This window comes from Streptomyces coffeae (assembly GCF_016741875.1).
GTDB lineage: Bacteria > Actinomycetota > Actinomycetes > Streptomycetales > Streptomycetaceae > Streptomyces > Streptomyces coffeae.
Genome location: NZ_JAERRF010000003.1, coordinates 219,071 through 242,484 on the forward strand (window position 1 = coordinate 219,071; position 23,414 = coordinate 242,484).

The 23,414-nt window shown below is 72.1% G+C and carries 20 protein-coding genes; 4 read left to right on the forward strand and 16 right to left on the reverse strand.

The window, feature by feature from the left end; genetic code table 11:
• The first annotated feature begins 93 nt into the window (after nt 1-93).
• A complete protein-coding gene (locus JK363_RS05660; RefSeq protein WP_201872050.1) occupies nt 94-918 on the forward strand; it encodes a maleylpyruvate isomerase family mycothiol-dependent enzyme in 825 nt (274 codons plus the stop codon).
• A 67-nt stretch (nt 919-985) separates the two neighbouring features.
• Here JK363_RS05660 and JK363_RS05665 read toward each other — a convergent pair whose 3' ends face one another.
• The 5 genes from JK363_RS05665 to pdhA (JK363_RS05685) form a co-directional block, all read right to left on the reverse strand.
• A complete protein-coding gene (locus JK363_RS05665) occupies nt 986-2,281 on the reverse strand; it encodes an MFS transporter (RefSeq protein WP_201872052.1) in 1,296 nt (431 codons plus the stop codon).
• Nucleotides 2,278-2,937 (reverse strand): GntR family transcriptional regulator, encoded by a 660-nt coding sequence (locus JK363_RS05670; RefSeq protein WP_201872053.1) that lies wholly within the window; start codon nt 2,935-2,937, stop codon nt 2,278-2,280. Before JK363_RS05670 ends, JK363_RS05665 begins: the two co-directional genes overlap by 4 nt.
• A 111-nt stretch (nt 2,938-3,048) precedes the next feature.
• Entirely contained in the window at nt 3,049-4,467 is a 1,419-nt protein-coding gene (locus JK363_RS05675; protein ID WP_201872054.1) for a dihydrolipoamide acetyltransferase family protein, read from the reverse strand.
• Nucleotides 4,468-4,489: 22 nt separating this feature from the next.
• Nucleotides 4,490-5,470, reverse strand: coding sequence for an alpha-ketoacid dehydrogenase subunit beta (locus JK363_RS05680; RefSeq protein WP_201872055.1), 981 nt, complete (start codon nt 5,468-5,470; stop codon nt 4,490-4,492).
• A gap of 1 nt (nt 5,471) precedes the next feature.
• Entirely contained in the window at nt 5,472-6,635 is a 1,164-nt protein-coding gene (gene pdhA / locus JK363_RS05685) for a pyruvate dehydrogenase (acetyl-transferring) E1 component subunit alpha (RefSeq protein WP_201872056.1), read from the reverse strand.
• Between the two features lie 324 nt (nt 6,636-6,959).
• Between pdhA (JK363_RS05685) and JK363_RS05690 the strand changes: the two genes are divergently transcribed.
• Both JK363_RS05690 and JK363_RS05695 read left to right on the forward strand, forming a co-directional pair.
• Nucleotides 6,960-7,622, forward strand: coding sequence for a response regulator (locus tag JK363_RS05690; RefSeq protein ID WP_201872058.1), 663 nt, complete (start codon nt 6,960-6,962; stop codon nt 7,620-7,622).
• Between the two features lie 108 nt (nt 7,623-7,730).
• Nucleotides 7,731-8,771 carry a phosphotransferase gene (locus tag JK363_RS05695; RefSeq protein ID WP_201872060.1) on the forward strand — a complete coding sequence of 347 codons (1,041 nt, stop codon included), beginning with the start codon at nt 7,731-7,733 and terminating at the stop codon, nt 8,769-8,771.
• A 120-nt stretch (nt 8,772-8,891) separates the two neighbouring features.
• Here JK363_RS05695 and JK363_RS05700 read toward each other — a convergent pair whose 3' ends face one another.
• Nucleotides 8,892-10,478: a protein kinase domain-containing protein gene (locus JK363_RS05700; protein WP_201872061.1), complete on the reverse strand. Its 1,587-nt coding sequence runs from the start codon at nt 10,476-10,478 to the stop codon at nt 8,892-8,894.
• Nucleotides 10,479-10,789: 311 nt separating this feature from the next.
• On the opposite strand from JK363_RS05700, the gene JK363_RS05705 reads away from it, so the two are divergent.
• Entirely contained in the window at nt 10,790-12,442 is a 1,653-nt protein-coding gene (locus JK363_RS05705; protein ID WP_201872063.1) for a protein kinase domain-containing protein, read from the forward strand.
• A 38-nt stretch (nt 12,443-12,480) separates the two neighbouring features.
• Here JK363_RS05705 and JK363_RS05710 read toward each other — a convergent pair whose 3' ends face one another.
• The 10 genes from JK363_RS05710 to pdhA (JK363_RS05755) all read right to left on the reverse strand — a co-directional run bounded on the left by JK363_RS05710 (nt 12,481) and on the right by pdhA (JK363_RS05755) (nt 23,355).
• Entirely contained in the window at nt 12,481-13,365 is an 885-nt protein-coding gene (locus JK363_RS05710; protein ID WP_201872065.1) for an NAD-dependent epimerase/dehydratase family protein, read from the reverse strand.
• Nucleotides 13,366-13,552: 187 nt separating this feature from the next.
• Nucleotides 13,553-14,116: a bacterial proteasome activator family protein gene (locus tag JK363_RS05715; protein WP_201872066.1), complete on the reverse strand. Its 564-nt coding sequence runs from the start codon at nt 14,114-14,116 to the stop codon at nt 13,553-13,555.
• Nucleotides 14,117-14,191: 75 nt separating this feature from the next.
• On the reverse strand, nt 14,192-14,629 hold the full coding sequence (locus tag JK363_RS05720; protein WP_201872625.1) for a hypothetical protein: 438 nt from the start codon (nt 14,627-14,629) through the stop codon (nt 14,192-14,194).
• A 177-nt stretch (nt 14,630-14,806) separates the two neighbouring features.
• The gene (locus tag JK363_RS05725) at nt 14,807-15,784 is read right to left on the reverse strand and encodes an NAD(P)H-quinone oxidoreductase (RefSeq protein ID WP_201872068.1); all 978 of its coding nucleotides are present in this window, start codon (nt 15,782-15,784) and stop codon (nt 14,807-14,809) included.
• Between the two features lie 23 nt (nt 15,785-15,807).
• Complete coding sequence (locus JK363_RS05730) at nt 15,808-16,866, reverse strand: potassium channel family protein (RefSeq protein WP_201872070.1); 1,059 nt, start codon at nt 16,864-16,866, stop codon at nt 15,808-15,810.
• Entirely contained in the window at nt 16,863-18,680 is a 1,818-nt protein-coding gene (locus JK363_RS05735) for a molybdopterin molybdotransferase MoeA (RefSeq protein ID WP_201872072.1), read from the reverse strand. The genes JK363_RS05730 and JK363_RS05735 overlap by 4 nt, the downstream gene beginning before the upstream one ends.
• The gene (locus JK363_RS05740; RefSeq protein WP_307821623.1) at nt 18,677-19,528 is read right to left on the reverse strand and encodes an NTP transferase domain-containing protein; all 852 of its coding nucleotides are present in this window, start codon (nt 19,526-19,528) and stop codon (nt 18,677-18,679) included. Before JK363_RS05740 ends, JK363_RS05735 begins: the two co-directional genes overlap by 4 nt.
• Nucleotides 19,529-19,721: 193 nt before the next feature.
• Nucleotides 19,722-21,134 (reverse strand): dihydrolipoamide acetyltransferase family protein, encoded by a 1,413-nt coding sequence (locus JK363_RS05745; protein WP_201872074.1) that lies wholly within the window; start codon nt 21,132-21,134, stop codon nt 19,722-19,724.
• On the reverse strand, nt 21,134-22,207 hold the full coding sequence (locus JK363_RS05750; RefSeq protein WP_201872076.1) for an alpha-ketoacid dehydrogenase subunit beta: 1,074 nt from the start codon (nt 22,205-22,207) through the stop codon (nt 21,134-21,136). Before JK363_RS05750 ends, JK363_RS05745 begins: the two co-directional genes overlap by 1 nt.
• The gene (gene pdhA / locus JK363_RS05755) at nt 22,204-23,355 is read right to left on the reverse strand and encodes a pyruvate dehydrogenase (acetyl-transferring) E1 component subunit alpha (RefSeq protein WP_201872078.1); all 1,152 of its coding nucleotides are present in this window, start codon (nt 23,353-23,355) and stop codon (nt 22,204-22,206) included. The genes JK363_RS05750 and pdhA (JK363_RS05755) overlap by 4 nt, the downstream gene beginning before the upstream one ends.
• Nucleotides 23,356-23,414 lie beyond the last annotated feature (59 nt).

Here is a 23,414-nt window from a genome sequence, read left to right on the forward strand (position 1 = left end):
GGACCCGAAACCACTGCCCTGGCGCTCATGGGCAGCGTAACTTGAAGCCACACACCAGCACCCAGCCCGCGCACCAACCGCCCGAGGGGTCCCGTGACCGTCCATCCCAGCCTTCAGACCTCCATCGACGCCTGGACCCATTCCATCGACGCTATATCGGAGTTGGTCAATCCGCTCGTCGAGAACGAATGGAACCGCCGTACCGAGTGCCCGGGATGGTCGGTGCGGGACGTCGTCTCGCATGTGATCGGAATCGAGTGCGAGATGCTCGGCGATCCCCGCCCCATCCACACGCTGCCGCGCGACCTGTTCCACGTCACCAACGAGTTGTCGCGGTACATGGAGGTCCAGGTCGATGTCCGGCGCTGCCACACGGCACCCGAGATGACCTCCGAGCTGGAGTACACCGTCATCCGGCGGTCCCGTCAGCTGCGGAACGAGAAGCGGTCGCCGGACACCGTGGTGCGCGTCCCCGGCGGCATCGAGATGTCCCTCGAAGCCGCCCTGGCACGGCGGGCGTTCGACGTCTGGGTGCATGAGCAGGATCTGCGCCGGGCGCTGAACAAGCCCGGCAATCTGGACTCCCCGGGCGCCCTCATCGCCCGCGACACCCTGCTGTCGGCGCTGCCGAAGGTGGTCGCCAAGGACGCGGGCGCGGCGCCCCATTCGGCGGTGGTCTTCGATGTGCACGGCCCGCTGGAGTTCATGCGGACCGTCCGGGTGGACGCGGACGGCAAGGGCACCATCGACGGCAGCGTCTCGCTCGGCCCGACCGTGACGCTCACCCTGGACTGGGAGACCTATCTGCGGCTGGCCTGCGGGCGGGTGCGGCCCGAGGCGGTCGGCGAGCGGCTGAAGGTCGAGGGCGACCAGCAGCTGGCCGAGGCGATCCTCGACCACTTCGCCGTCACACCGTAAGGAGCCGTCACACCGTAACCGTCACGCCGTACACAACCGTCACGCCGTACACAGCGGACGGCGGGGTTCACGCCGGTACGTGCACCGCCTCGACGCGGCTCGCGACGACGCGTTCGCGCTCCCGGCGGTGCGCGCGCCCGCGCAGCCGCAGCACCTGGGAGACGCCCAGCGTCTGGAGGACGAAGACCGAGGCGAAGGCGATCCGGTAGTTGTCACCGGTCAGGTCGAGCAGCACCCCGACGGCCAGCAGCGTGGTCATGGAGGCCGTGAAGCCGCCCATGTTGACGATGCCGGAGGCGGTCCCGATCCGCTCGGGCGGATTGGCGGGGCGGGCGAAGTCGAAGCCGATCATCGAGGCCGGTCCGCAGGAGCCGAGCACCACGCACAGGGTGATCAGCAGCCACAGCGGGGCGTGGGCGGACGGCCAGGCCAGCACGGTGCCCCACAGCAGGGCGGTGGCGCCGACCGTACCGAGGGCGAGCGGGGCGCGGGCCGCGTGGTGGCGGGCGATGACCTGACCGTAGATCAGGCCGATCACCATGTTGGAGAGCACCACGAGGGTCAGCAGCTCACCCGCCGTGGCGCGGGACAGCCCCTCGGCCTCGACCAGGAACGGCATCCCCCACAGCAGCAGGAAGACCATGGCGGGGAACTGGGTCGTGAAGTGGACCCACATGCCCAGCCGGGTGCCGGGCTCCCGCCAGGCGGTGGCGATCTGACGGCGGACGAAGCCCTTGCCGCCGCGCGGCGCGGCGACGGGCTCGTACCCCTCGGGGTGGTCCTTGAGGAACACCAGCACCAGGACGAGTACGACCACCCCGCCGACCGCGCTGCCCGCGAAGGTCGGGGTCCAGCCCGCGCTGTGCAGGGCCTGGGCGATCACCAGGGTGGAGATCAGGTTTCCGGCCATGCCGATCAGCGCGGCGATCTGGCCGATCAACGGCCCGCGGCGGGCGGGGAACCAGCGCGACCCCAGCCGCAGCACGCTGATGAAGGTCATCGCGTCCCCGCAGCCGAGCAGCGCCCGGGCCGCGAGCGCCATCGGATACGAGTGGGAGAGCGCGAAGGCGAACTGTCCGGTGGTGAACAGCGTGGCGCCGAGGGCCAGCACGGTCCGGGTGCCGAGCCGGTCCACCAGCAGCCCGACGGGTATCTGCATCCCGGCGTAGACCAGCAGCTGGAGGATGGAGAAGCTGGACAGCGCCGAGGCGTTGATGTGGAAGCGCTCGGCGGCGTCGATGCCCGCCACCCCGAGGCTGGTGCGATAGGTGATGGCGATGAAGTAGACGCCGACGCCGAGGCCCCAGACGGCGACGGCGCGGCGCCCTCCGGGTGGATCCCCGGGCAATCGGGCGGTGGTCATCGGGCCTCACCCCGGGCCAGGTTGTTGACCCAGCTGATGTGGCGCTGCACGGTGGCGGAGGCCGAGCGCGCGTCCCCGGCGCGCAGGGCGGTCAGGATCTCGGCGTGCTCGGTGATGTTCTTGGCGATACGGTCCGGTTCGGCGTGCATGGTGGCGACCCCCATCCGCAGCTGCCGGTCCCGCAGCTGGTCGTACAGCTGGGCCAGGATGCCGTTCCCGGCGGCCCGGACGATCGCTACGTGGAAGCAGCGGTCGGCGACGGCGAACGCGGCGAGGTCCCCGGCCGCCGCATGTCCCTTCTGCTCCTCCAGCAGTTCTTCCAGCCGGAGCAGCAGCGGCTCCGCGGCAGGGACCACCTTGGCGACCGCGTGCTGCTCGACCAGCAGCCGGGTCTCGACCACATCCGCGATCTCCTGGGCGGAGACGGGCAGCACCAGGGCGCCCTTCTTGGGATAGAGCTTGAGCAGCCCCTCGGCCTCCAGCCGCAGCAGCGCCTCCCGCACCGGAGTGCGGGAGACCCCGACGGCCTCGGCCAGTTCGCCCTCGCTCAGCAGGGTGCCGCCCTCGTAACGGCGGTCGAGAACAGCCTGCTTGACATGGGTGTAGACGCGTTCGGCGGCAGCGGGCGGCTTGGTGGCCGTATCGGTGGGACTCATGATGAGCACATCATAGATACATCAGGTATTCACAAGGATCCCCCGTCCGCGATGCGGACGCGCCACGGCCCGCCTGCGCGGGGCAGGCGGGCCGTGACCGGAAAGCGGGGATCAGCCCCAGGTGATGAGGCGCTTGGGGCGCTCCAGGATCGCCGCGACATCCGCGAGCACCCGGGAGCCGAGCTCGCCGTCGACCAGGCGGTGGTCGAAGGAGAGCGCGAGGGTGGTCACCTGGCGCGGCTTCACCTCGCCCTTGTGGACCCACGGCTGGAGCTTGACGGCGCCGAACGCGAGGATCGCGGACTCCCCGGGGTTGAGGATCGGGGTGCCGGTGTCCACGCCGAAGACGCCGACGTTGGTGATGGTCACCGTACCGCCGGACATCGCCGCCGGGCTGGTCTTGCCCTCGCGGGCGGTGGCGACCAGCTCGCCGAGGGCGGACGCCAGTTCGGGCAGGGTCTTGGCGTCCGCGTCCTTGATGTTCGGGACGATCAGACCGCGCGGTGTGGCCGCCGCGATGCCCAGGTTGACGTAGTCCTTGTAGACGATCTCCTGGTTCCGCTCGTCCCAGGAGGCGTTGATGTCCGGGTTGCGCTTGATGGCCACCAGCAGGGCCTTGGCCACCAGCAGCAGCGGGTTGACCCGCACCCCGGCCATGTCCGGGTCCTGCTTGAGGTCGGCGACCAGCTTCATGGTGCGGGTGACGTCGACGGTCACGAACTCCGTCACATGCGGCGCGGTGAAGGCGCTGCTGACCATGGCCTGCGCGGTGGCCTTCCGGACGCCCTTGATGGGCACCCGGCGCTCCCGGGCCGCCGGGGGCATGGCCTCGGCGGCGGGCGCGGGTACGACGGCGGGCGCCTCGGCCGCGGGCACGGCCTCGGCCGCCGCGTGGACGTCCTCGCGGGTGATGATCCCGTCCGGGCCGGTCGGGGTGACCGTGGCCAGGTCGATGCCCAGGTCCTTGGCCAGCTTGCGGACCGGGGGCTTGGCCAGCGGACGGGCCGCACCGGGGCGCGGGCCGTGGCCGTTGAGCTCGGGTCCGGTCTCCACCGGGGCGGGCGCGGGGGCCTCGGCCCTGGGCGCGGCGGGGGCGGGCGCGGTGCGCGGCGGCTGCTGGCCCGGCACCGGCTTGCGCGGACGGCGCTTGGTGGAGGAGGGCGCCGCGCCGTAGCCGACCAGGTTGGCCTGGCGGCCCTCGGGCTCGGCGGGTTCGGGGGCGGCCTCGGGAGCCTTGGGCGCGGCGGCGGGTGCGGGCGCGTCACCGGCGCCCGGCTGGGTGTCCACCGAGATGATCACCGTGCCCACGTCCACCGTGGTGCCCTCGCCGAAGCGCAGCTCGTGCACCACCCCGTCGAAGGGGATGGGCAGCTCGACGGCGGCCTTGGCGGTCTCGACCTCGCACACCACCTGGCCGTCGCTGACGGTGTCACCCGGGGCCACGAACCACTTGAGGATCTCGGCCTCGGTGAGCCCCTCGCCCACGTCGGGCATCTTGAACTCACGGAAGCGCTGTTCGACTGCGGTCATCGTCACGATCTCCTCAAGCCCTTCAGTACGCCAACGCACGGTCTACGGCGTCGAGCACCCGGTCAAGCCCCGGCAGGTACTCGTCCTCGAGCCGCGACGGCGGGTACGGCGCGTGGAAGCCGCCGACCCGCAACACCGGGGCCTCAAGGTGATAGAAGCACCTCTCGGTGATCCGTGCTGCGATCTCCGAGCCAGTGCCCAGAAAGACCGGTGCCTCATGGACCACGACCAGCCGGCCGGTCCGCTCGACACAGCCCTGGAGGGTGTCGAAGTCGATCGGGGACATCGACCGCAGATCCACGACCTCGACCGACTTGCCCTCCTCGGCGGCGGCCGCGGCGGCGTCCAGGCACACCTTCACCATCGGGCCGTAGGCCGCCAAGGTGAGGTCGGTGCCCGGCCGCGCCACCCGGGCGGCGTGCAGGGGGGCGGGGATCGCCGAGGTGTCGACCTCGGACTTGTCGTGGTAGCGGCGCTTGGGCTCGAAGTAGATCACCGGGTCGTCGCTGCCGATGGCCTGCTGGAGCATCCAGTAGGCGTCGGAGGCGTTGGACGGCGAGATCACCTTCAACCCGGCGACATGGGCGAACAGCGCCTCGGGCGACTCGCTGTGGTGCTCCACCGCGCCGATGCCGCCGCCGTACGGAATGCGGATGACCACCGGCAGCTTGACCTTGCCGAGCGAACGCGCGTGCATCTTGGCGAGCTGGGTGACGATCTGGTCGTAGGCGGGGAAGACGAAGCCGTCGAACTGGATCTCCACCACCGGGCGGTAGCCGCGCAGCGCCAGCCCGATCGCGGTGCCCACGATGCCGGACTCGGCGAGCGGGGTGTCGATCACCCGGTCGTCGCCGAAGTCCTTCTGGAGCCCGTCGGTGACCCGGAAGACGCCTCCCAGCTTGCCGACGTCCTCACCCATGATGAGGACCTTGGGGTCGTTCTCGAGCGCCGTGCGCAGCGACGCGTTGATCGCCTTGGAGAGCGACATCTTCTCGGCTGCCATGTCAGATGCCTTCCTCAGCGGTGACGAACGAAGCCTGGTACGCGGCGAACTGGGCTCGCTCCTCGTCGACGAGGGCGTGGCCGTCGGCGTAGATGTGCTCGAACAGCGCCATGTCCTCGGGGTCGGGCATGGCCCGTACGGCGTCACGGACCCGCTTGGCCAGCGCGTCGCTCTCCCGCTCGAGGCCGGCGAAGAACTCCTCGTCGGCCAGCCCCTGCTTGGTCAGATAGGTGCGCAGCCGCAGGATCGGGTCCTTGGTCTCCCACAGTTCGCGCTCCTCGGCCGAGCGGTAGCGCGTCGGGTCGTCGGAGGTGGTGTGGGCACCCATGCGGTAGGTGAACGCCTCGATGAGCATCGGGCCCTGGCCGGTGCGCGCCCGCTCCAGCGCGGCCTTGGTAACGGCGAGGCAGGCCAGTACGTCATTGCCGTCCACCCGGACACCGGGGAAGCCGAAGCCCTGGGCGCGCTGGTAGAGCGGCACCCGGGTCTGGCGCTCGGTGGGCTCGGAGATGGCCCACTGGTTGTTCTGGCAGAAGAAGACGACCGGAGCGTTGTAGACCGCGGAAAAGGTGAAGGATTCGGCGACATCGCCCTGGCTGGAGGCGCCGTCACCGAAGTAGGCGATCACCGCGGTGTCCGCGCCGTCCTTGGCGACACCCATCGCATAGCCGGTGGCGTGCAGCGTCTGCGAGCCGATGACAATGGTGTAGAGGTGGAAATTGTTGCTGTTGGGATCCCATCCGCCGTGGTTCACCCCGCGGAACATCCCCAGCAGATTGGTCGGGTCGACACCCCGGCACCAGGCCACACCGTGTTCGCGATACGTGGGAAAGACGTAGTCGGAGTCCTGGAGCGCACGGCCGGAACCGATCTGCGCCGCCTCCTGGCCCAGCAGCGAGGCCCACAGGCCCAGCTCGCCCTGGCGCTGGAGGGTGGTGGCCTCGCCGTCGAACCGGCGCGTGAGCACCATGTCGCGGTACAGGCCACGCAGCTCGTCGGGGGTGGGGTCGATCGAGTACTCGGGGTGCTCCACCCGCTCGCCCTCGGGGGTCAGCAGCTGTACGAGATCGGTCTGGCCCGCCGCCTGCTTCTTGGCGTTCCCCGCGCTCGTGCGCTTGGCTCCGCTGCGGCGCGGCTTGCGCGCGGCAGTGCTCTCCACGGTCACGTTGCTCCTCCGTCTGTCCGGCCTCCGGGATCCGCCGGCGGCCAGTTGCGGCTCGCCCGTCCAGGGCGACGGCGCACGGGGTGGGTGCGTCGAAGCCCGGCCGGGCGTGACAGGTTTCCCGGCGGCTGGCCCTGCAAAAGGCACGTTACCCAGTGCGTCGCATGTCTGCGAAACCCCACTTGACCTGCAATTTTGCTTGGATTTCCAAGTAAATCGCGCCGATGGGGACACATCCACTGGTCACAGCCCCGCAGTCCGCCGGACAAGCGCACGGTATCCCGCTGGACAAAGGCACGGGAAGAGTTGGTGTGTGAGACTAGATCCGTGCGCGATGAAGGAAAAATCAGGATTTTCCTACTCGACGACCATGAAGTCGTACGGCGCGGTGTCCGAGAGCTCCTCGCGAGCGAGCCGGACATGGAAGTGGTCGGCGAGGCGGGCACCGCGGCCGACGCGCTGGCCCGGATCACGGCCACCCGTCCCGATGTCGCCGTGCTCGACGTTCGCCTGCCGGACCGCAGCGGGGTCGAGGTCTGCCGGGAGATCCGCTCGCGCGACGAGTCCGTCCACTGCATGATGCTCACCTCCTTCGCCGACGACGAGGCGCTCTTCGACGCCATCATGGCGGGCGCCTCGGGCTATGTGCTGAAGGACATCCGGGGCGGTGAACTGCTCGCCGCGGTGCGCGACGTGGCGGCGGGCCGCTCCCTGCTGGACCCGGTGGCCGCCGCCCGGGTCCTGGACCGGCTGCGCGGCGGTGTCGCCAAACCCGACCCCCGGCTGGCCTCGCTCACCGAACAGGAGCGCCGGATCCTGCTGCTGATAGGGGAGGGGCTGACCAACCGGGCGATCGGCGAGCGGCTCCATCTCGCCGAGAAGACGATCAAGAACTATGTCTCCAGTCTGCTCTCCAAGCTGGGCATGGAGCGCCGCTCGCAGGCCGCGGCGTATGTGGCCCGGATGCAGGCCGAGACCCAGAAGCACTGAGGCGCCCCGGAGGCACCGGGCTCCCCGCCCACCCCCCACCGCACCGACCCGCCCCCGCGCACCACCGCGCGCCCGGTCGGTGACGCCGCGTGATCTAACATCTGGCAAGTGCCGCGCTCACATGTCCCCTCCGCCGAGGCCGCTCCCGACGGGGAAACCCTGAGCGCCCTGCTCCGCCGCTACGACTGCACCGGTGAGGCGCTGTCCTGCCGCCCGCTCACCCAGGGACTGCTCAACCGCGGCTACCACCTGGCCACCACCCGCGGCCGGTTCTTCCTCAAGCACCACCTCGACGGCGACCGCGCCGCCATCACCCGCCAGCACCGGGCGACCCAGCGGCTGGAGGCGCTCGGGCTGCCCGTCGCCCCGCCCGTCCCCGACGCCCACGGGCGCACCGTCGCGGTCATCGGCGGGCGCTGCTACGCCCTGCACCCCTGGGTGGACGGGCGGCACCGGGACGGCGGTGAGCTGACCGCCCCCCAGTGCTGGCGGCTGGGCGGACTGCTCGGGGTGGTGCACACCGGTCTGGAGCGGGTGATGCGGGCGCGTACGCACGACCGGCAGCCCCCGGAGGACCCCTCGGCCGCTCCCGAGGACACCCTTTTCGTCATCGACGAACTGCTGGCGCTGGTCCGCGGCCATCGCCCGCGCGACACCTTCGACGAGCTCGCCGAACACCGGCTGGCCGAGCGGCGGACCCTGGTCGAGCGGTACGCCCACCGGCGGCCGGAGGCGGACGCGGTACCGGCCACGGGCTGGGTCCATGGCGACTTCCACCCGCTGAATCTGCTCTACCGCGATACGGAACCGGCGGCCATCGTCGACTGGGACCGCTTAGGGGTGCAGCCGCGCGCCGAGGAGGCGGTGCGCGCCGCCGCGATCTTCTTTGTGCGCCCCGGGGGCACCCTGGAGCTCCCCAAGATCCGCTCCTATGCGCGGGCCTACCGCTGCACGGCGGGCGCGGGGGCCGCCGAGATGGCCGCGGCGGTCCACCGGGTGTGGTGGGAGCGGCTCAATGACTTCTGGATGCTGCGCTGGCGCTATCAGCGCGGGGACCGGCGCGCCGATCACCAGTTCCCGGCCGCCGCGGCGCTGGTGGTGTGGTGGACCCGGGAGTACGAAGCGGTCCGGGACGCCTTCTGCGACTGACGGGGCCGACCGACGGGGCCGACTGACACCGGGCCGACCGACGGGCCGCCGGCACCGGGCCGGACACAGCGGACGGCCGGGGCACCGGGCCCCGGCCGTCCGTGATGTCCCGTGAGCGGATCAGCCCCCCGCCGCGCCGGTGGGGTCGTCCGTCGGCACGTCCGGCGTGGTCGGCTCCTCGGTGGGCTCCTCCGTCGGCGGAGTGGTCTCCTCGTCACCGGGCGTGGTCTCCCCGTCGGTCGGCTCGCCGGTGGGCTCCTCCGTCGGCTCCCCGGTCGGCCTGTCCGTGGGGTAGTCGTCCGAGTACGAGGGCGTCGGCTGCTGACTCGGAGGCAAGTCCTGGTCCTGGTCCTCGGTGTTCTCGTCGGACGGCGTGGGGTCGGTCGTCTCCTTGGTCGGCTTGTCGCTCGGGCGCGAGGTCTCCTTCTGCTGCTCGGTCGCCGGGGCCTTGTCCGGCCCGTCCCCGCCGCCCTTCTTCCCGGCCTGGAGGGCGAAGGCGACACCGGCCAGGATGGCGATCACCGCGAGCGCGGCGATCAGCCACACCTTGCCGCGGCCCTTGCGGCGTCCGCCGGAGCCGTTGTCGTAACCACCGCCGTAGCCGTCGTCGTCACCGCCTCCACGGGTGGGGATGATCGGCTGCTGGGAGGTGTCGCCGTGGCCGGGGTGCGGCAGTGCGGTGGTTCCCGCGACGCCGGGCATGCCCATGGCGGGGGTGGAGCCGCCCAGGTGCTGGGTGACCGGGCCGGTGTTCCACATCCCGCTGTGGCCGCCGGCCTCGTGCAGCATCTGGAGCGCGTACTGCACCAGCCCGCGCATCTCCTCGGCGCTCTGGAACCGGTCGTCCGGGTCCTTGGCGAGGGAGCGCATCACCAGGCCGTCGAGCTCCGGCGGCACCGTACCGCCGGAGACCTCCGACGGCGGCACCGGGGTGTCCTGGACGTGCTGATAGACGACGGACAGCGGAGTCTCGCCGGTGAAGGGCGGGCGCAGCGCCAGCAGCTCATAGAGCAGACAGCCGGTGGCGTACAGATCGGAGCGGTGGTCCACGGCCTTGCCGAGGGCCTGCTCCGGGGAGAGGTACTGCGGGGTGCCCATGACCATGCCGGTCTGGGTCATCGTGGACTGCGCGCCGTGCAGCGCGCGGGCGATGCCGAAGTCCATCACCTTGACGGCGCCGCTGTGGGTGATGATCACGTTCGCGGGCTTGATGTCCCGGTGCACGATGCCGTGCTGATGGCTGTAGGCGAGCGCCTCCAGCACCCCGGAGACGATGATCAGCGCCTGGTCGGGCGGCGGTGCCTCGGCGTTGAGCAGCAGATCGCGGATGGTCCGGCCCTCGACCAGCTCCATGACGATGTACGGCACGGTGCTCTGGCCGACGACGTCCTCGCCGGAGTCGTAGACCGCGACCACCGCGTGGTGGTTCAGCCCGGCGACCGACTGCGCCTCACGGGTGAAGCGGGCCTTGGAGACGGGGTCCTCGGCCAGGTCGGCGCGGAGCAGCTTCACCGCGACCGTCCGGCCGAGCCGGAGGTCCTCGGCGCCGAACACCTCGGCCATACCACCGCGGCCGAGGCGGCGGGTAAGGCGATATCGGCCATCGCCAACAAGGCCGCTATTACCCCACATCTCCGGCGAGTCGGACATTCCGGCCCCGCTGGCATCAGGCTCGGAAGGCCCCTGGGCGCTCTGGGTCTGTGCCATCGGTCCTCGCCGTCTCGTTCTCGGTGGGGGTCTGGTCGACATCGCCCCGCCCGCGGGCGGTACGGTTCCTGCTAGGCACGCTACAGCCTTCGAGCCGCGCATCGGTTGGTGATGGACCGGCCATCAAACCCGTTGACGATGAAGCGATGCAAATCGCGTGACGGGTTCTTGCGCATCCGGTTACGGAACGGGCACGCGGCTTGACGTGTCCGTGGCCTGGGGCAGACTTGGCCACGATATCCAGAACTTGAAGATCAATGCGTTGAAACGTGCGCGTCAGAGCAGTGAGTGCGCCAAGGGGGATGTAGGAAATGAGCCAGCAGGGCGCACCAGGCCGGTACCAGGGACAGTCCCTGGCGAACGGCCGCTACGAACTCCGTGACCTGCTGGGCGAAGGCGGCATGGCCTCCGTGCACCTGGCCTACGACACGGTGCTGGACCGTCAGGTCGCCATCAAGACCCTCCACACCGAGCTGGGGCGCGAGCAGTCCTTCAGGGAGCGTTTTCGCCGCGAGGCGCAGTCTGTTGCGAAGCTCACGCACACCAACATCGTCTCGGTATTCGATACGGGCGAGGACTCCATCGACGGCTCGCTGATGCCGTACATCGTCATGGAGTACGTCGAGGGCCACCCGTTGCGCTCGGTTCTGGACGCCGATGTCCACCAATACGGCGCGATGCCGACCGAAAAGGCACTCAAAATCACCGCCGATGTCCTGGCGGCCCTGGAGATCAGCCACGAAATGGGCCTGGTCCACCGGGACATCAAGCCCGGTAACGTGATGATGACCAAGCGTAATGTGGTCAAAGTCATGGACTTCGGCATCGCCCGCGCCATGCAGTCCGGTGTGACCTCCATGACCCAGACCGGCATGGTCGTGGGCACCCCGCAGTACCTCTCCCCCGAGCAGGCGCTCGGCCGCGGCGTGGACGCCCGCAGCGACCTGTACTCGGTCGGCATCATGCTCTTCGAGCTGCTGACCGGGCGGCTGCCCTTCGACGCGGACTCCCCGCTGGCCATCGCCTACGCGCATGTCCAGGAGGAGCCGGTCGCGCCGTCCACGATCAACCAGTCCATCCCCCCGGCGGTGGACGCGCTGGTCGCCCGCGCGCTGAAGAAGAACCCGAACGAGCGCTTCCCCACCGCCGAGGCGATGCGCGACGAGTGCTCCCGGGTCTCCCGCACCGGCCAGACCGGCGCCTCGCCGATCATCATCAGCGGTGGCCCGCCGGCCCGCAGCGGCTCCGGTGTCGGCTCGGCGGTCTTCCCGCCCGTCGACCAGCAGCAGGCCGCCACCGCGGGCCAGGGCGGTGTCCAGACGCCGTACCAGCCGCCGCAGCCCACCGGCCAGTTCGGCGCCTTCGGCCCGTCCACCCCGCCGCCCACCCAGGCGGTGGGCCAGCAGGGCTACCAGACCCCGCAGACCCCGACGGCCGCCTACACCGGCGGTCCCTCCACCCCGCCGCCGTACAACATCTCGCCCTCCCCGTCCCCGGCGCCCTCCAACGGGGGCGGCGGCGGCAGCAACAAGCGCGTGATCATCGGTTCCGCGGTCGTCGCGGCGATCGCGGTGATCGGCCTGGTCGTGGTGATCGCGCTCAGCGGGGGCGGTGGCTCGGAGGACGACGAGAGCAAGAAGCCCACCAAGAAGCCCACCGCGACCCCCGCGGGCTTCCGGATGGGCAACAAGAACATGACCATCGACCCCGAAGAATGCACGGACGCGTACGAGCACAGCGACGACAAGGGCACCTACTCGGTGCCGGACTTCCAGAACAAGTACATCGACTCCGTCAAGAAGTGCATTCAGAAGGCGGGTTGGAAGTACCGCGTCACCACCGAGGACGAGAACCTCTGGGGCAAGGGCACCGTCCTCAACTACACGTACCGGAACTCCGAGCCGTACGACCCGGACACGGACACCATCGAGCTGACCGTCTCCACCGGTATGCCGGACGACTGATCCGCACCGCCTGAGGGCCGTTCACCGGCCCGACGGCCTCATATCGCGGCGAAGCCGGTCCGCCAGCTCGGGTGGACCGGCTTCCAGCCCAGACGGCGGGCCAGCGCGTTGTCGGCACCCCGCTCCCAGCCCGCCCGGCCGCGCCCGGCCACCGGCGCCGGGGCGGGCGCACCCACCGCGGCGGCGAAAGCGGGCAGCCACTCCCGGGCCGCCGCCGGTTCGTCGTCCACCACATTGACCGGCCCGCTCGGCCAGCCCAGCGCGGCGACCGCTGCACGGGCGGCGTCCTCCACATGGACGAACGAGCTCACCGCGTCCCCCGCGACCACCCCGCCCACCAGTGCCGCCGCCGGATCGCCCGCTTCCCGGCCGCGCAGCACGGCCTCCAGCGGGCCACCGGGCGCATACCAGGTGCCCGGCCCGTAGAAGGTGCCGTAGCGCAGCACCACATGCGTCCCGGCCTCGGCCACGGCCTCCTCCAGGGCCCGCAGACTTCCCACCATCGAAGCCCGCCGCCCCGACGCCACCGGGTCCAGCGGGGTGCGCTCGTCCGCCGGGGCGTCCCCGGGCGCGTAGGCCCAGGAGATCGACTGGGCGACGATCCGGCGCACCCCCGCGCTCCGCGCGGCGTCGACGAGATGGCGGGTGCCCTCCCTGCGGATCCGGCCGTTCTCGGCGGTGTCGGCCTCCGCCAGGGCCGTCAGCTGGTGGACCACGGCGTCCGGGGCGGCCTCCGCGACCGCCCGGCGCACCGCCTCGGCGTCGAAGACATCGAGCCGTACGGCCTGCGCTCCCTGAGCCCGCAACCGCTCGACGCCCTCGGCGGTACGGGTGGTTCCGGTGACCTGGTGGCCCGCCTTCAGGAGCAGGGGGACCAGAAGCCGGCCGACGGCGCCGGTGGCACCGGCGACAAAAACGCGCATGGGACGGCTCTCTCCGGTAGGGGACGATCGCTGACCGTTCCCAGGTTAGAAGCCGGCCGGACCACCGTCAGGGGCCACTGGGAGGCGCGGATCATGGGCCATTTCCCGGGGTGCGCCACCTAGGACGACGGGCCGCCCCGGGCACTCGTCCCGGGACGGCCCGCCACGCGGCAGACCGCGGAAACCGTCAGAGATAGGGACCCGAACGGGCACCGCCGTGCGGCGGCATGCCCTCGTCCTCCTCGAGCCCTCCGACCCCCGGCGGCAGCGCCCGGCGCATCTGCTCCAGCTGGGCGCGCGCCGCCATCTGCTGGGCGAACAGCGTCGTCTGGATGCCGTGGAACAGACCCTCCAGCCAGCCGACCAACTGGGCCTGAGCGATGCGCAGTTCCGCCTCGGTGGGAACCACCTCATCCGTGAAGGGCAGCGACAGCCGCTCCAGCTCCTCGATCAGCTCGGGCGCCAGCCCGTCTTCCAGCTCCTTCACCGAACTGGAGTGGATCTCCTTGAGCCGGACCCGGCTGGCTTCGTCGAGAGGTGCCGCTCGGACTTCCTCCAGAAGCTGCTTGATCATGCTGCCGATCCGCATGACCTTCGCCGGCTGTTCGACCATGTCCGTCACGGGAACCTCGCGCGACTCGTCGTCACCACTGCCCTCACCAGGAGTGACACCGCCGAGCGCCATGCCGTCCGGACCGACGACCAGGACGTGCGGGCTCTCCTGCGATCGTTCGTTCATCGGCTGGTTCATACCCCCATTGTTCCGTACCGGCACCCCGTGCGGGGGGCGAGGGGGCCCGTCCGCCCCGGAATCCCGGGCGGGCGCTCACTGACGGCGCAGCCGCAGCCCCAGGAACGCCAGCCCCAGCCCGAGTCCGGTCAGCGCCAACCCGGTGCCCAACGGCAGCACCCGCATCGCCTGGTCGCCGGGCTCGGCCGCCGTACGCCGCGTCTCGTAACGGCGCTCCGACGGCGCCAGATCCCGGGCCATCGGCGGCTCACCCGTCTCCGGGACCGTCAGCGAGGAGGGTGTCCATCGGGGCACCAGCTGCCAGGACCTGCCGCCCTCCCCTTCCTCGTTCACCCCGCCGTCGTCGTCCGGGGGCGAGGCGGTGGAGGTATCGGTCCGCCCCGGGTGGGTGCGGCCCTCCCCGGCGTGAGTACCGGCCAGCCCGCCGTCGTCGGCCCGCGCCATGGGGGCCGCCGACAGTACGGCCCCCACCAGCAGGACCGCGGCGGGAAGGGTGCGGAGCGCAGGGTTCACGGTCGTCACTCTCCCGTGCTGAACCAGTGCGTAACGGGTTCAGATTCACATAGAGCAATACACCGGGCATTCCGGGCGCCGCTGTCCGGGTTCCGCCCCCCGGGGCTCGGCGTTCCGCTCACGGGTCTCGGCGTTCCGGCCCCGGGGGCTGGGGTTCCGGCCCCGGGGGTCGGCCGCTCAGACCGTGAGCAGCACCTTGCCCACATGCTCGCTGGAGTCCAGCAGCCGGTGCGCCTCCGCGGCCTCCCGCATCGGAATCGTCCGGTCCACGATCGGACGGACCCGGCCACTGCCGATCAGCGGCCAGACATGCTCCCGCACCGCCGCGACAATCGCCGCCTTCTGCGCGAGCGAGCGGCCGCGCAGCCCGGTGGCCATCACCGCACAGCTCTTGGCCAGCAGGGTGGCGAGGTTCAGCTCGGCCTTCACCCCGCCCTGCAAGCCGATGATCGCCAACCGGCCGTTCACGGCGAGCGTCTCCACGTTCCGGGCGAGGTACTTGGCGCCGACGATGTCCAGGACGACGTCCGCGCCCGCGCCGTCGGTGCCCCGGCGCATCTCCTCCACGAAGTCCTGCTCGCGGTAGTTGATGAGGATGTCGGCCCCCAGCTCACCGCAGGCCGCCAGCTTCTCGGCGCTTCCCGCGGTCACCGCGACCCGGGCCCCGACCGCCTTCGCCAGCTGGATCGCCATGGTGCCGATTCCGCTGGAGCCACCGTGCACCAACAGCGTCTCGCCGGGCCGCAGATGGGAGATCATGAAGACGTTCGACCATACGGTCGCGGTCACTTCGGGCAGCGCCGCCGCGGTGACCACGTCGATCCCCTCCGGCAACGGCAGCACCTGCCCCGAGGGAACCGCCACCTGCTCGGCATATCCGCCGCCCGCGAGCAGCGCGCACACCTCGTCCCCCACCGCCCAGCCGGTGACCCCCGCGCCCAGCGCGGCGATCCGGCCCGAGCACTCGAGACCGGGGTAGGGAGAGGCGCCGGGCGGCGGGGGGTAGACGCCCTGACGTTGCAGCAGATCGGCACGGTTGACGCCACTGGCCACCACATCGATGAGGACTTCCCCCTCACCGGGCACCGGATCGGGCACCTCCGTCCGGACGAGGGCTTCCGGGCCACCGGGTTCGGGAATTGTGATCGCATGCATGGCCGCGAGGCTACTCCGGCCGCTCACTCCTCCTGCGGCGTCGGCGCGCGTACGATCGTGATCAGCCGGTCGGCCGCCTGGAGCGGGCTCGCGTCCGGGTCGTCGTACGCCAGCAGCCGATGACCGCGCCGCACCGAGACCACCAGGTCATCGGTATCCCGCACCGAACGGCCCACCTCCGCCTTGACCACCGTGCGCTCCACCAGGTCGAGACCGCTGCCCTGCTGGATCAGATCCTCGATCACCGCGCCCGCGGTCGGACTCTGCACACTCATCCCCAGCAGCCGACCCGCCGCGCTCGCGCTCGTGATCACCGCGTCGGCCCCCGACTGGCGCAGCAGCGGCGCGTTCTCCTCCTCCCGCACCGCCGCCACGATGTTGGCGCGCTTGTTGAGCTGGCGGGCGGTCAGGGTGACCAGCACCGCGGTGTCGTCCCGCTGGGTCGCGATCACAAACTGACGGGCCCGCTGCGCCTCCGCCCGCAACAGCACATCGCTGCGCGTCGCGTCGCCCACCACACCCGCGAATCCCTCCGCGTTGGCCGCCTCGATCACCTTGTGGTTGGGGTCGACGACCACCACCTGGTTCTTGCGCAGCCCGGTCGCGCAGAGGGTCTGTACGGCGGACCGCCCCTTGGTCCCGAAGCCGACGACAACGGTGTGATCGCGCAACGCGGACCTCCAGCGGTTCAAGCGGTACTGCTCGCGGGTGCGTTCGGCCAGGACTTCGAGGGTGGTGCCGACCAGGATGATCAAGAAGATCACGCGGAGTGGGGTGACCAGCAGGATGTTGCTGAGCCGTGCGCTGTCGCTGTACGGGACGATGTCACCGTAGCCGGTGGTGGACAGCGTGACGGTCGAGTAGTAGACGGCGTCCAGGAAGTCGACGCTCTCGTCGGAGTTGTCGTGGTAGCCGGTGCGGTCCGTGTAGACGATGACCACGGTCAGCACCATCACCAACAGCGCGAGCAGCACCCTGCGGACGACCTGGCGCAGCGGGCCCGCGGGGAAGTGGGGCAGACGGACGCGGTGGCTGGTGTCCTCCGGGGTACGGGCGGCCGCGTCCTGGCTGGGCAGCTTCACGCGGGGGCCTCCGGGGTGGGTATGCCGTCTTCGTCGTCATCGGATGTGCCGGGGGCCGGGTACGCGGCCGGGTTCTCAGCCGTGCTCCCGGCCGTGTTCCTGACCGTGCCGGCCGGGGGCGTGACCGGTGTGCTGCCGTACCCTCCCGACCAGGGCAGAGCCAGCACCTCGGCCTCGTCATCGCGCTCCGCACCGCCCGGCGGGATCACCGCTAGCCCGTCCGCCGCGGCGATACCGCGCAGCATCGCCGGACCGTTGAAGCGGAGCGGAAGCGCCGCCCCGCGCCGGAACGCCACGGGCACCAGCCGGGTGTCCACCGGATGCCCGTGCACGGCGGCGGCCAGCGGCATCCAGCGCGACTCGGCCGCCGGGCGCGCCCCGAGCGTGCGCAGCAGCGGCTCGGCGAGCGTCAGCAGACCGGAGACGGCGGCCAGCGGGTTGCCCGGCAGACCGACCAGATGCCGTCCGGGCGCCAGCCGTGCCAGCAGCATCGGATGCCCTGGCCGTACCCGCACCCCGTCCACCAGCAGCTTCGCGCCGAGGCGGCGCAGTGTGGGGTGCACATGGTCCACCGGTCCGGCAGCGGTGCCGCCCGTCGTGACGACCACATCGGCGGTCGACTCCGCCACCGCCGCGTGGACCGCGTCCGCGGTGTCTGCCAGTCGGCGGGTCGCCAGCACCTCGGCGCCGAGCGCCCGCAGCCACGGGCCGATCATGGGGCCCAGCGCGTCCCGGATCCGGCCGTCCCGGGGCCGCCCCTCGGTCAGCAACTCATCGCCGAGGACGAGGACATCGACGCGGGGGCCGCGGACCGTGGCCAGCTCGTCATAGCCGGAGGCGGCGGCGAGCCCCAGCACGGCGGGGGTGATCGGCGTGCCCGCGGGCAGCAGATGATCGCCGCTGCGGCACTCCTGGCCGCGGGTCCGGATGTCCTGGCCGAGGGCGACGGGGTGGGCGGGGGCGGCGTGGAGCCAGCCGTCGCCGGTGTCGGTGCCGTATTCGGAGCGCAGGACGGCGGTGGTACCGGGCGGGATCCGGGCGCCGGTGGCGATGCGGACGGCATGGCCGTCGGGCAGTGGGGCGGGGGCCGCGTGCCCGGCGAGGATCCCGTACTCGCTCTCGCCGGGCTCACCGGGCTCACCGGGCTCACCGGGCTCCTGGAGGTGCTCGCCGAGGTGCTTGTGGCGGGGAAGCCGCCAGGGCCCGGGACCGGCGAGGGCCCAGCCGTCCATAGCGGAGGTGTCGAACGGCGGGAGGTCGGTGAGGGCGGCCAGGGGCTCGGCGAGGACATGCCCGAGCGCCTCGGCGAGCGGCCGAACGACCGTGGCGGTCATGGCGGCCGCGGCGGCACCGGCGGTGGCGCGGGCGTCGGACCAGGTGCGCGGGGTGATGGGTGGGCCGGGGTTGTCCTCCCCGTACGGGTCCTCCGGTGCAGGGGTCCCGGAGCGTCGCGTTCGGGCGCCGGTGCCCTCGGACGCGGGGTCGGCCGGAGATCGGCGCCGCGCCGCGCCCCTGGCCTGCGGCATGGGGGACCCCGACGGGTCCAGGGCCTCCGCCCCCGCACCCCCGGCCCCGCCCGAAGCCGGGTGGCCGCGCCCCGGTGACCGGTCCCGGCGGCCGGTCCGGGTCCGCTCGCGCTCCGGGGGTGTACGTCCGCGGGCGAGGTCGAGGGCCGGGCTGGCCCAGTCCCGTTCCGCGTCGGTGTCCTCGGCCGGGGCCGCGGGCGTCTCACGCTCGTCGTTGGCCAGCGCCAGCGCCTCGTCGACCTCGCGGTCGAGCGCCTCGTCGTCCCCCGCCCGGTCGCGCCGTGTCATCCCGCCGACTGCTCCGGTGTCCCGGTCTCATCGGCCCAACGGGCGGCCAGCGCCGACGCCTTGCGCATCGCGTCGGCCAGCGCCTCGGGTCCACCGCCCTGCTGGGCCGCGGCATAGCCGACGAGGAAGGTGGTCAGCGGGGCGGCGGGCCGGGCGACTCCGTGCGCGGCGTCCCGGGCCAGGTCGAGAAGGGCGGCGGTGTCGACATCGAGGTCGATCCCGAGTTCGGCCTTGACCGCGGCAATCCATTCATCCAGCACGACTCCATGCTCCCTGATCCGCGCGCGGGCCGTCGTGATGTCTTCCCAGGTGTCGCAGTCGAAGGACGCGGTGGGGTGGTGGAGGAGGCCCAAGGAGAGCTCGGAGGTGAGCAGACGGAGCGGAAGCCCGGAGAGGCCGCCGTGCTCGGCGGCGAGGAGCGCGATCTCACGGCGCAGCGGCTCGGCGCGGTAGGCGGCGACCAGGGGCTGCTCATGTCCTGCGGAGTCGGTGAGCACCGCGCCGTCACCCTCCCCCAAGCCGGTGAGCAGGGCTTTTACGGTCTCGGAGGTAAGGAAGGGCAGATCGGCGGAGAGGACGAGGACCACGGGTGCGCTGGTGTGCCGTACGCCGGCGTCCAGGGCGGCCACCGGCCCGCCGCCCGGGGGCTCCTCCCGCGCCCAGCGGACGGGCCGCGCGGTCGGCCTGCGCGGTCCGACCACAACGGTCTCCCCGGCACCCCGGCAGGCGGCCAGCACCCGGTCGAGCAGAGCCCGTCCGCCCACCCGCAAGGCGGGCTTGTCTGCCCCACCGAGCCGCCGCGCGGCGCCCCCGGCCAGGATCACAGCGTCATACGCACCTGGAGTCACCCCACGAGTATCGCCCGATCAGCGCGCCCCAACCGCACCCCCACCGGCGCACCGGGGCATCTCCCGGCACACACCCACACACGCCCACACACGCCCACCGACGCACGGGGCCCGGCCCGGAGCCCCCGGGCCCGCATCCGGCCGCGCCCCCGGGAGCACCCGGGAGCACCCGGGAGCACCCGCCGCCCAGCCGCTACAGCCCCCGCAACAGCACCATCGGCCGCTCCACACAGTCGGCCACGTACCGCAGGAACCCCCCGGCCGTCCCCCCGTCGCACACCCGGTGGTCGAAGGTGAACGACAGCTGCACCACATGCCGCACCGCGAGCTCACCCTCGTGCACCCACGGCTTCGGGACGATCCGGCCGACGCCGAGCATCGCCGCCTCCGGGTGGTTGATGATCGGCGTCGATCCGTCGACCCCGAAGACGCCGTAGTTGTTGAGGGTGAACGTGCCCCCCGTCAGCTCGGCCGGGGCGAGCGACCCCGCGCGGGCGGCCTCGGTCAGCCGGGCGATCTCCGCGGAGAGCTGCTCGACGCTCCGGGCATGCGCATTGCGTACGACCGGTACGACCAGCCCGCGATCGGTCTGGGCCGCGAAGCCGAGGTGCACATCGGCGAGCCGGACGATCTCCCGGCTCTCCATGTCCACCGTGGCGTTGAGCTCGGGGTAACGGGCAAGCGCCGCCGTGCAGATACGGGCCAGGACGGCGAGCAGGGAGACCTTGGGGCCCCCGGCGGCGTTCATCGCCGCGCGGGCGGCGAGCAGTTCCGTGGCGTCGGCGTCCACCCAACAGGTGGCGTCGGGGATCTCCCGACGGCTCCGCGCCAGCTTGTCGGCGACCAGGCCCCGCACGCCCCGCAACGGAACGCGCTCCTCCCGCGCCGCGGAAGCCGCGGTCACGGCCAGGCCGTCCGCCACCGCACCGTCCGCCGCAACGCCGCCCACGGCAGCGCCACCCACCGCCGAACCCCGCACCGCCCGCTCGACGTCGGCACGCATGATCAGCCCATCCGGCCCGGAGCCGGTGAGCCCGCGAAGATCGAGCCCGTGTTCACGGGCGAGCCGCCGCACCAGGGGTGAGATCACGGGGAGGGGCCCGTCGGCACGCCGGTCACCGGTGACCTGAAGGGCAGCGGCACCGGCACCAGCACGGGCACCGGCACCGGCACCGGCACCGGCATCCGGGGAGACCGCGGCCGGGGAGACCGCGCCGGGCCGAACCCGGCGACGGCGCGCGGCCGGTGCGGTCGTGCCGTACCCGACGAGCACATTGCCCGACCCACCGTCAGCGGCGGCCCCACCCGAGGCAGCCCCAGCACCCGCGGAACCCCGATCCGCCCCCGGCTCATCCGCCCCCTCCGGAACAGCGACCGTGAGCAGAGGCGCGCCCACGGGCAGTTCGGTGCCCTCCTCGCCGAAGCGAGCGGTGACCACCCCGCCGTACGGGCACGGCACATCCACCATGGCCTTGGCGGTCTCGACCTCGACGACCGGCTGGTCGATGGCGACAACATCGCCGACCTGGACCAGCCACCGCACGATCTCCGCGCCGGTGAGCCCCTCCCCCAGATCCGGAAGGGTGAACTCCCGCACCACAGCCATCAGACGGCCCTCCCCTCGGTGAACTCCGACTCCCACTGAAGGCGGGCGACGGCGTCCAGCACTCGGTCCACACCGGGCAGATGGTGCCGCTCCAGCATGGGCGGCGGGTAGGGGATGTCGAACCCGGTGACCCTCAGCACCGGCGCCTCGAGGTGGTGGAAGCACCGCTCGGTGACCCGGGCGGCAATCTCCCCGCCGGGACCGCCGAAGCCGGTGGCCTCGTGGACGACAACCGCGCGGCCGGTGCGGCGTACGGAGGCGCATACCGTCTCGTCGTCGAAGGGCACGAGCGAGCGCAGGTCGACGACCTCGAGGTCCCAGCCCTCGGCGCGGGCCGCCTCGGCGGCCTCGAGGCAGACCGGGACGGAGGGCCCGTAGGTGATGAGCGTGGCGCTCCGGCCCGGTCCGGAACCACCCGCCGTACCGCCGCCCGGCCGCCGGACCACGGCGCGCCCGATGGGCGGGACCTCGTCCGGCCGGTCGGGCGACCAGTCGCCCTTGGACCAGTAGAGCCGCTTGGGCTCGAGGAAGACGACGGGGTCGTCGGAGGCGATGGCGGCGCGCAGCAGCCCGTACGCGTCGGCGATGGTCGCGGGGGCGACGACCTGGAGGCCGGGGGTGGCCATGTAGTAGATCTCGGAGGAGTCGCTGTGGTGCTCGACCCCGCCGATACCGCCGCCGTACGGCACCCGTACGGTGATCGGCAGCGGCATGGTGCCGCGCGTGCGGTTGCGCATCCGCGAGACATGGCTGATGAGCTGCTCGAAGGCCGGGTACGCGAAGGCGTCGAACTGCATCTCGACGACGGGCCGCAGCCCGTACATCGCCATACCGACGGCGGTGCCGAGGATGCCCGCCTCGGCCAGCGGCGTATCGGAGCAGCGGTCGTCGCCGAACTCCTTGGCGAGCCCGTCGGTGATGCGGAAGACACCGCCGAGGGTGCCCACGTCCTCGCCGAGGACATGGACGGAGGGGTCGGCGGCCATGGCGTCGCGCATGGCGCGGCCGAGGGCCTGAGCCATGGTGGCGGGCTTGCGGGCGGTGCCGGTCCCGGCGGCTGTGGCGGTGGTCATCGTGCACCCTTTTCGGACTCGTCGGCCCCGGTCTCGGCGTCGAGCTCGGCGCGCAGCTGGGCCGCCTGCTCGCGCAGCTGGCTGGTCTTGTTGGCGTAGACGTGCTCGAAGAGCTCCATGGGGTCGACGACCGGATCCTGGTTCATCCGCTCGCGCAGATCGGCGGCGAGCCGCTCCGCGGACTCGCGCACGGCTTCCACACTCCGCTCGTCGAGCAGATCGCGGTCCCGCATGGCGTCCTCCAGGAGCGCTATCGGGTCGTGCGCCCGCCATGCCTCGACCTCGGCGTCGGTCCGGTAGCGGGTGGCGTCGTCGGCGTTGGTGTGGGCGTCGATGCGGTAGGTGACGGCCTCGACGAGGGTGGGGCCCTTGCCGCCGCGGGCCCGGCGCACGGCCTCGTCGAGGACGCGGTGGAGGGCGGCCGCGTCATTGCCGTCGACGAGGCGGCCGGGCATGCCGTAGCCGACGGCCTTGTGAGCGAGGGAAGGCGCGGCGGTCTGCTTGGCGAGCGGGACGGAGATCGCGAAGCCGTTGTTCTGGACGAGGAAGACAACCGGGGCCTGCCAGACGGCGGCGAAGTTGAGGGCCTCGTGGAAGTCGCCCTCGCTGGTGCCGCCGTCGCCGACGAGGGCGAGCGCCACCACGTCGTCGCCCTTGAGGCGGGCGGCGTGGGCCAGCCCGACGGCGTGCGGCAGCTGGGTGGCGAGCGGGGTGCACAGGGGGGCGACGCGATGGGTGTGGGGGTCGTAACCGGAGTGCCAGTCGCCGCGCAGCAGGGTGAGGGCCTGGACCGGGTCGAGGCCGCGGACGACCGCGGCGAGGGTGTCGCGGTAGCTGGGGAAGAGCCAATCGCGCTCTTCGAGCACCAGTCCGGCGGCGACCTGGCAGGCTTCCTGTCCGGTGGAGGAGGGATAGACGGCCAGCCGGCCCTGCCGGGTGAGGGCGGTGGCCTGCGCGTTGTACCGGCGGCCGTGCACCAGCTCGCGGTGGAGCCTGGTGAGCAGGTCGGCGGGGACGTCAGCGGCAGCGGCGGTGCCCAGCAGGCGGTACGGCTCGGCGTCCGGCAGCAGCGGCGCGGCGTCGACGCGGGGACGCCAGGCGGGCGGGGGAGTGGGCCGGTAGGCACCGGGCTGCTCAAGGACCGTCATGACGCGACCTCCGGGACTTGAGGGAGGTGGTGCTCAGCACCTCGCTCGAGGGTGGTAGG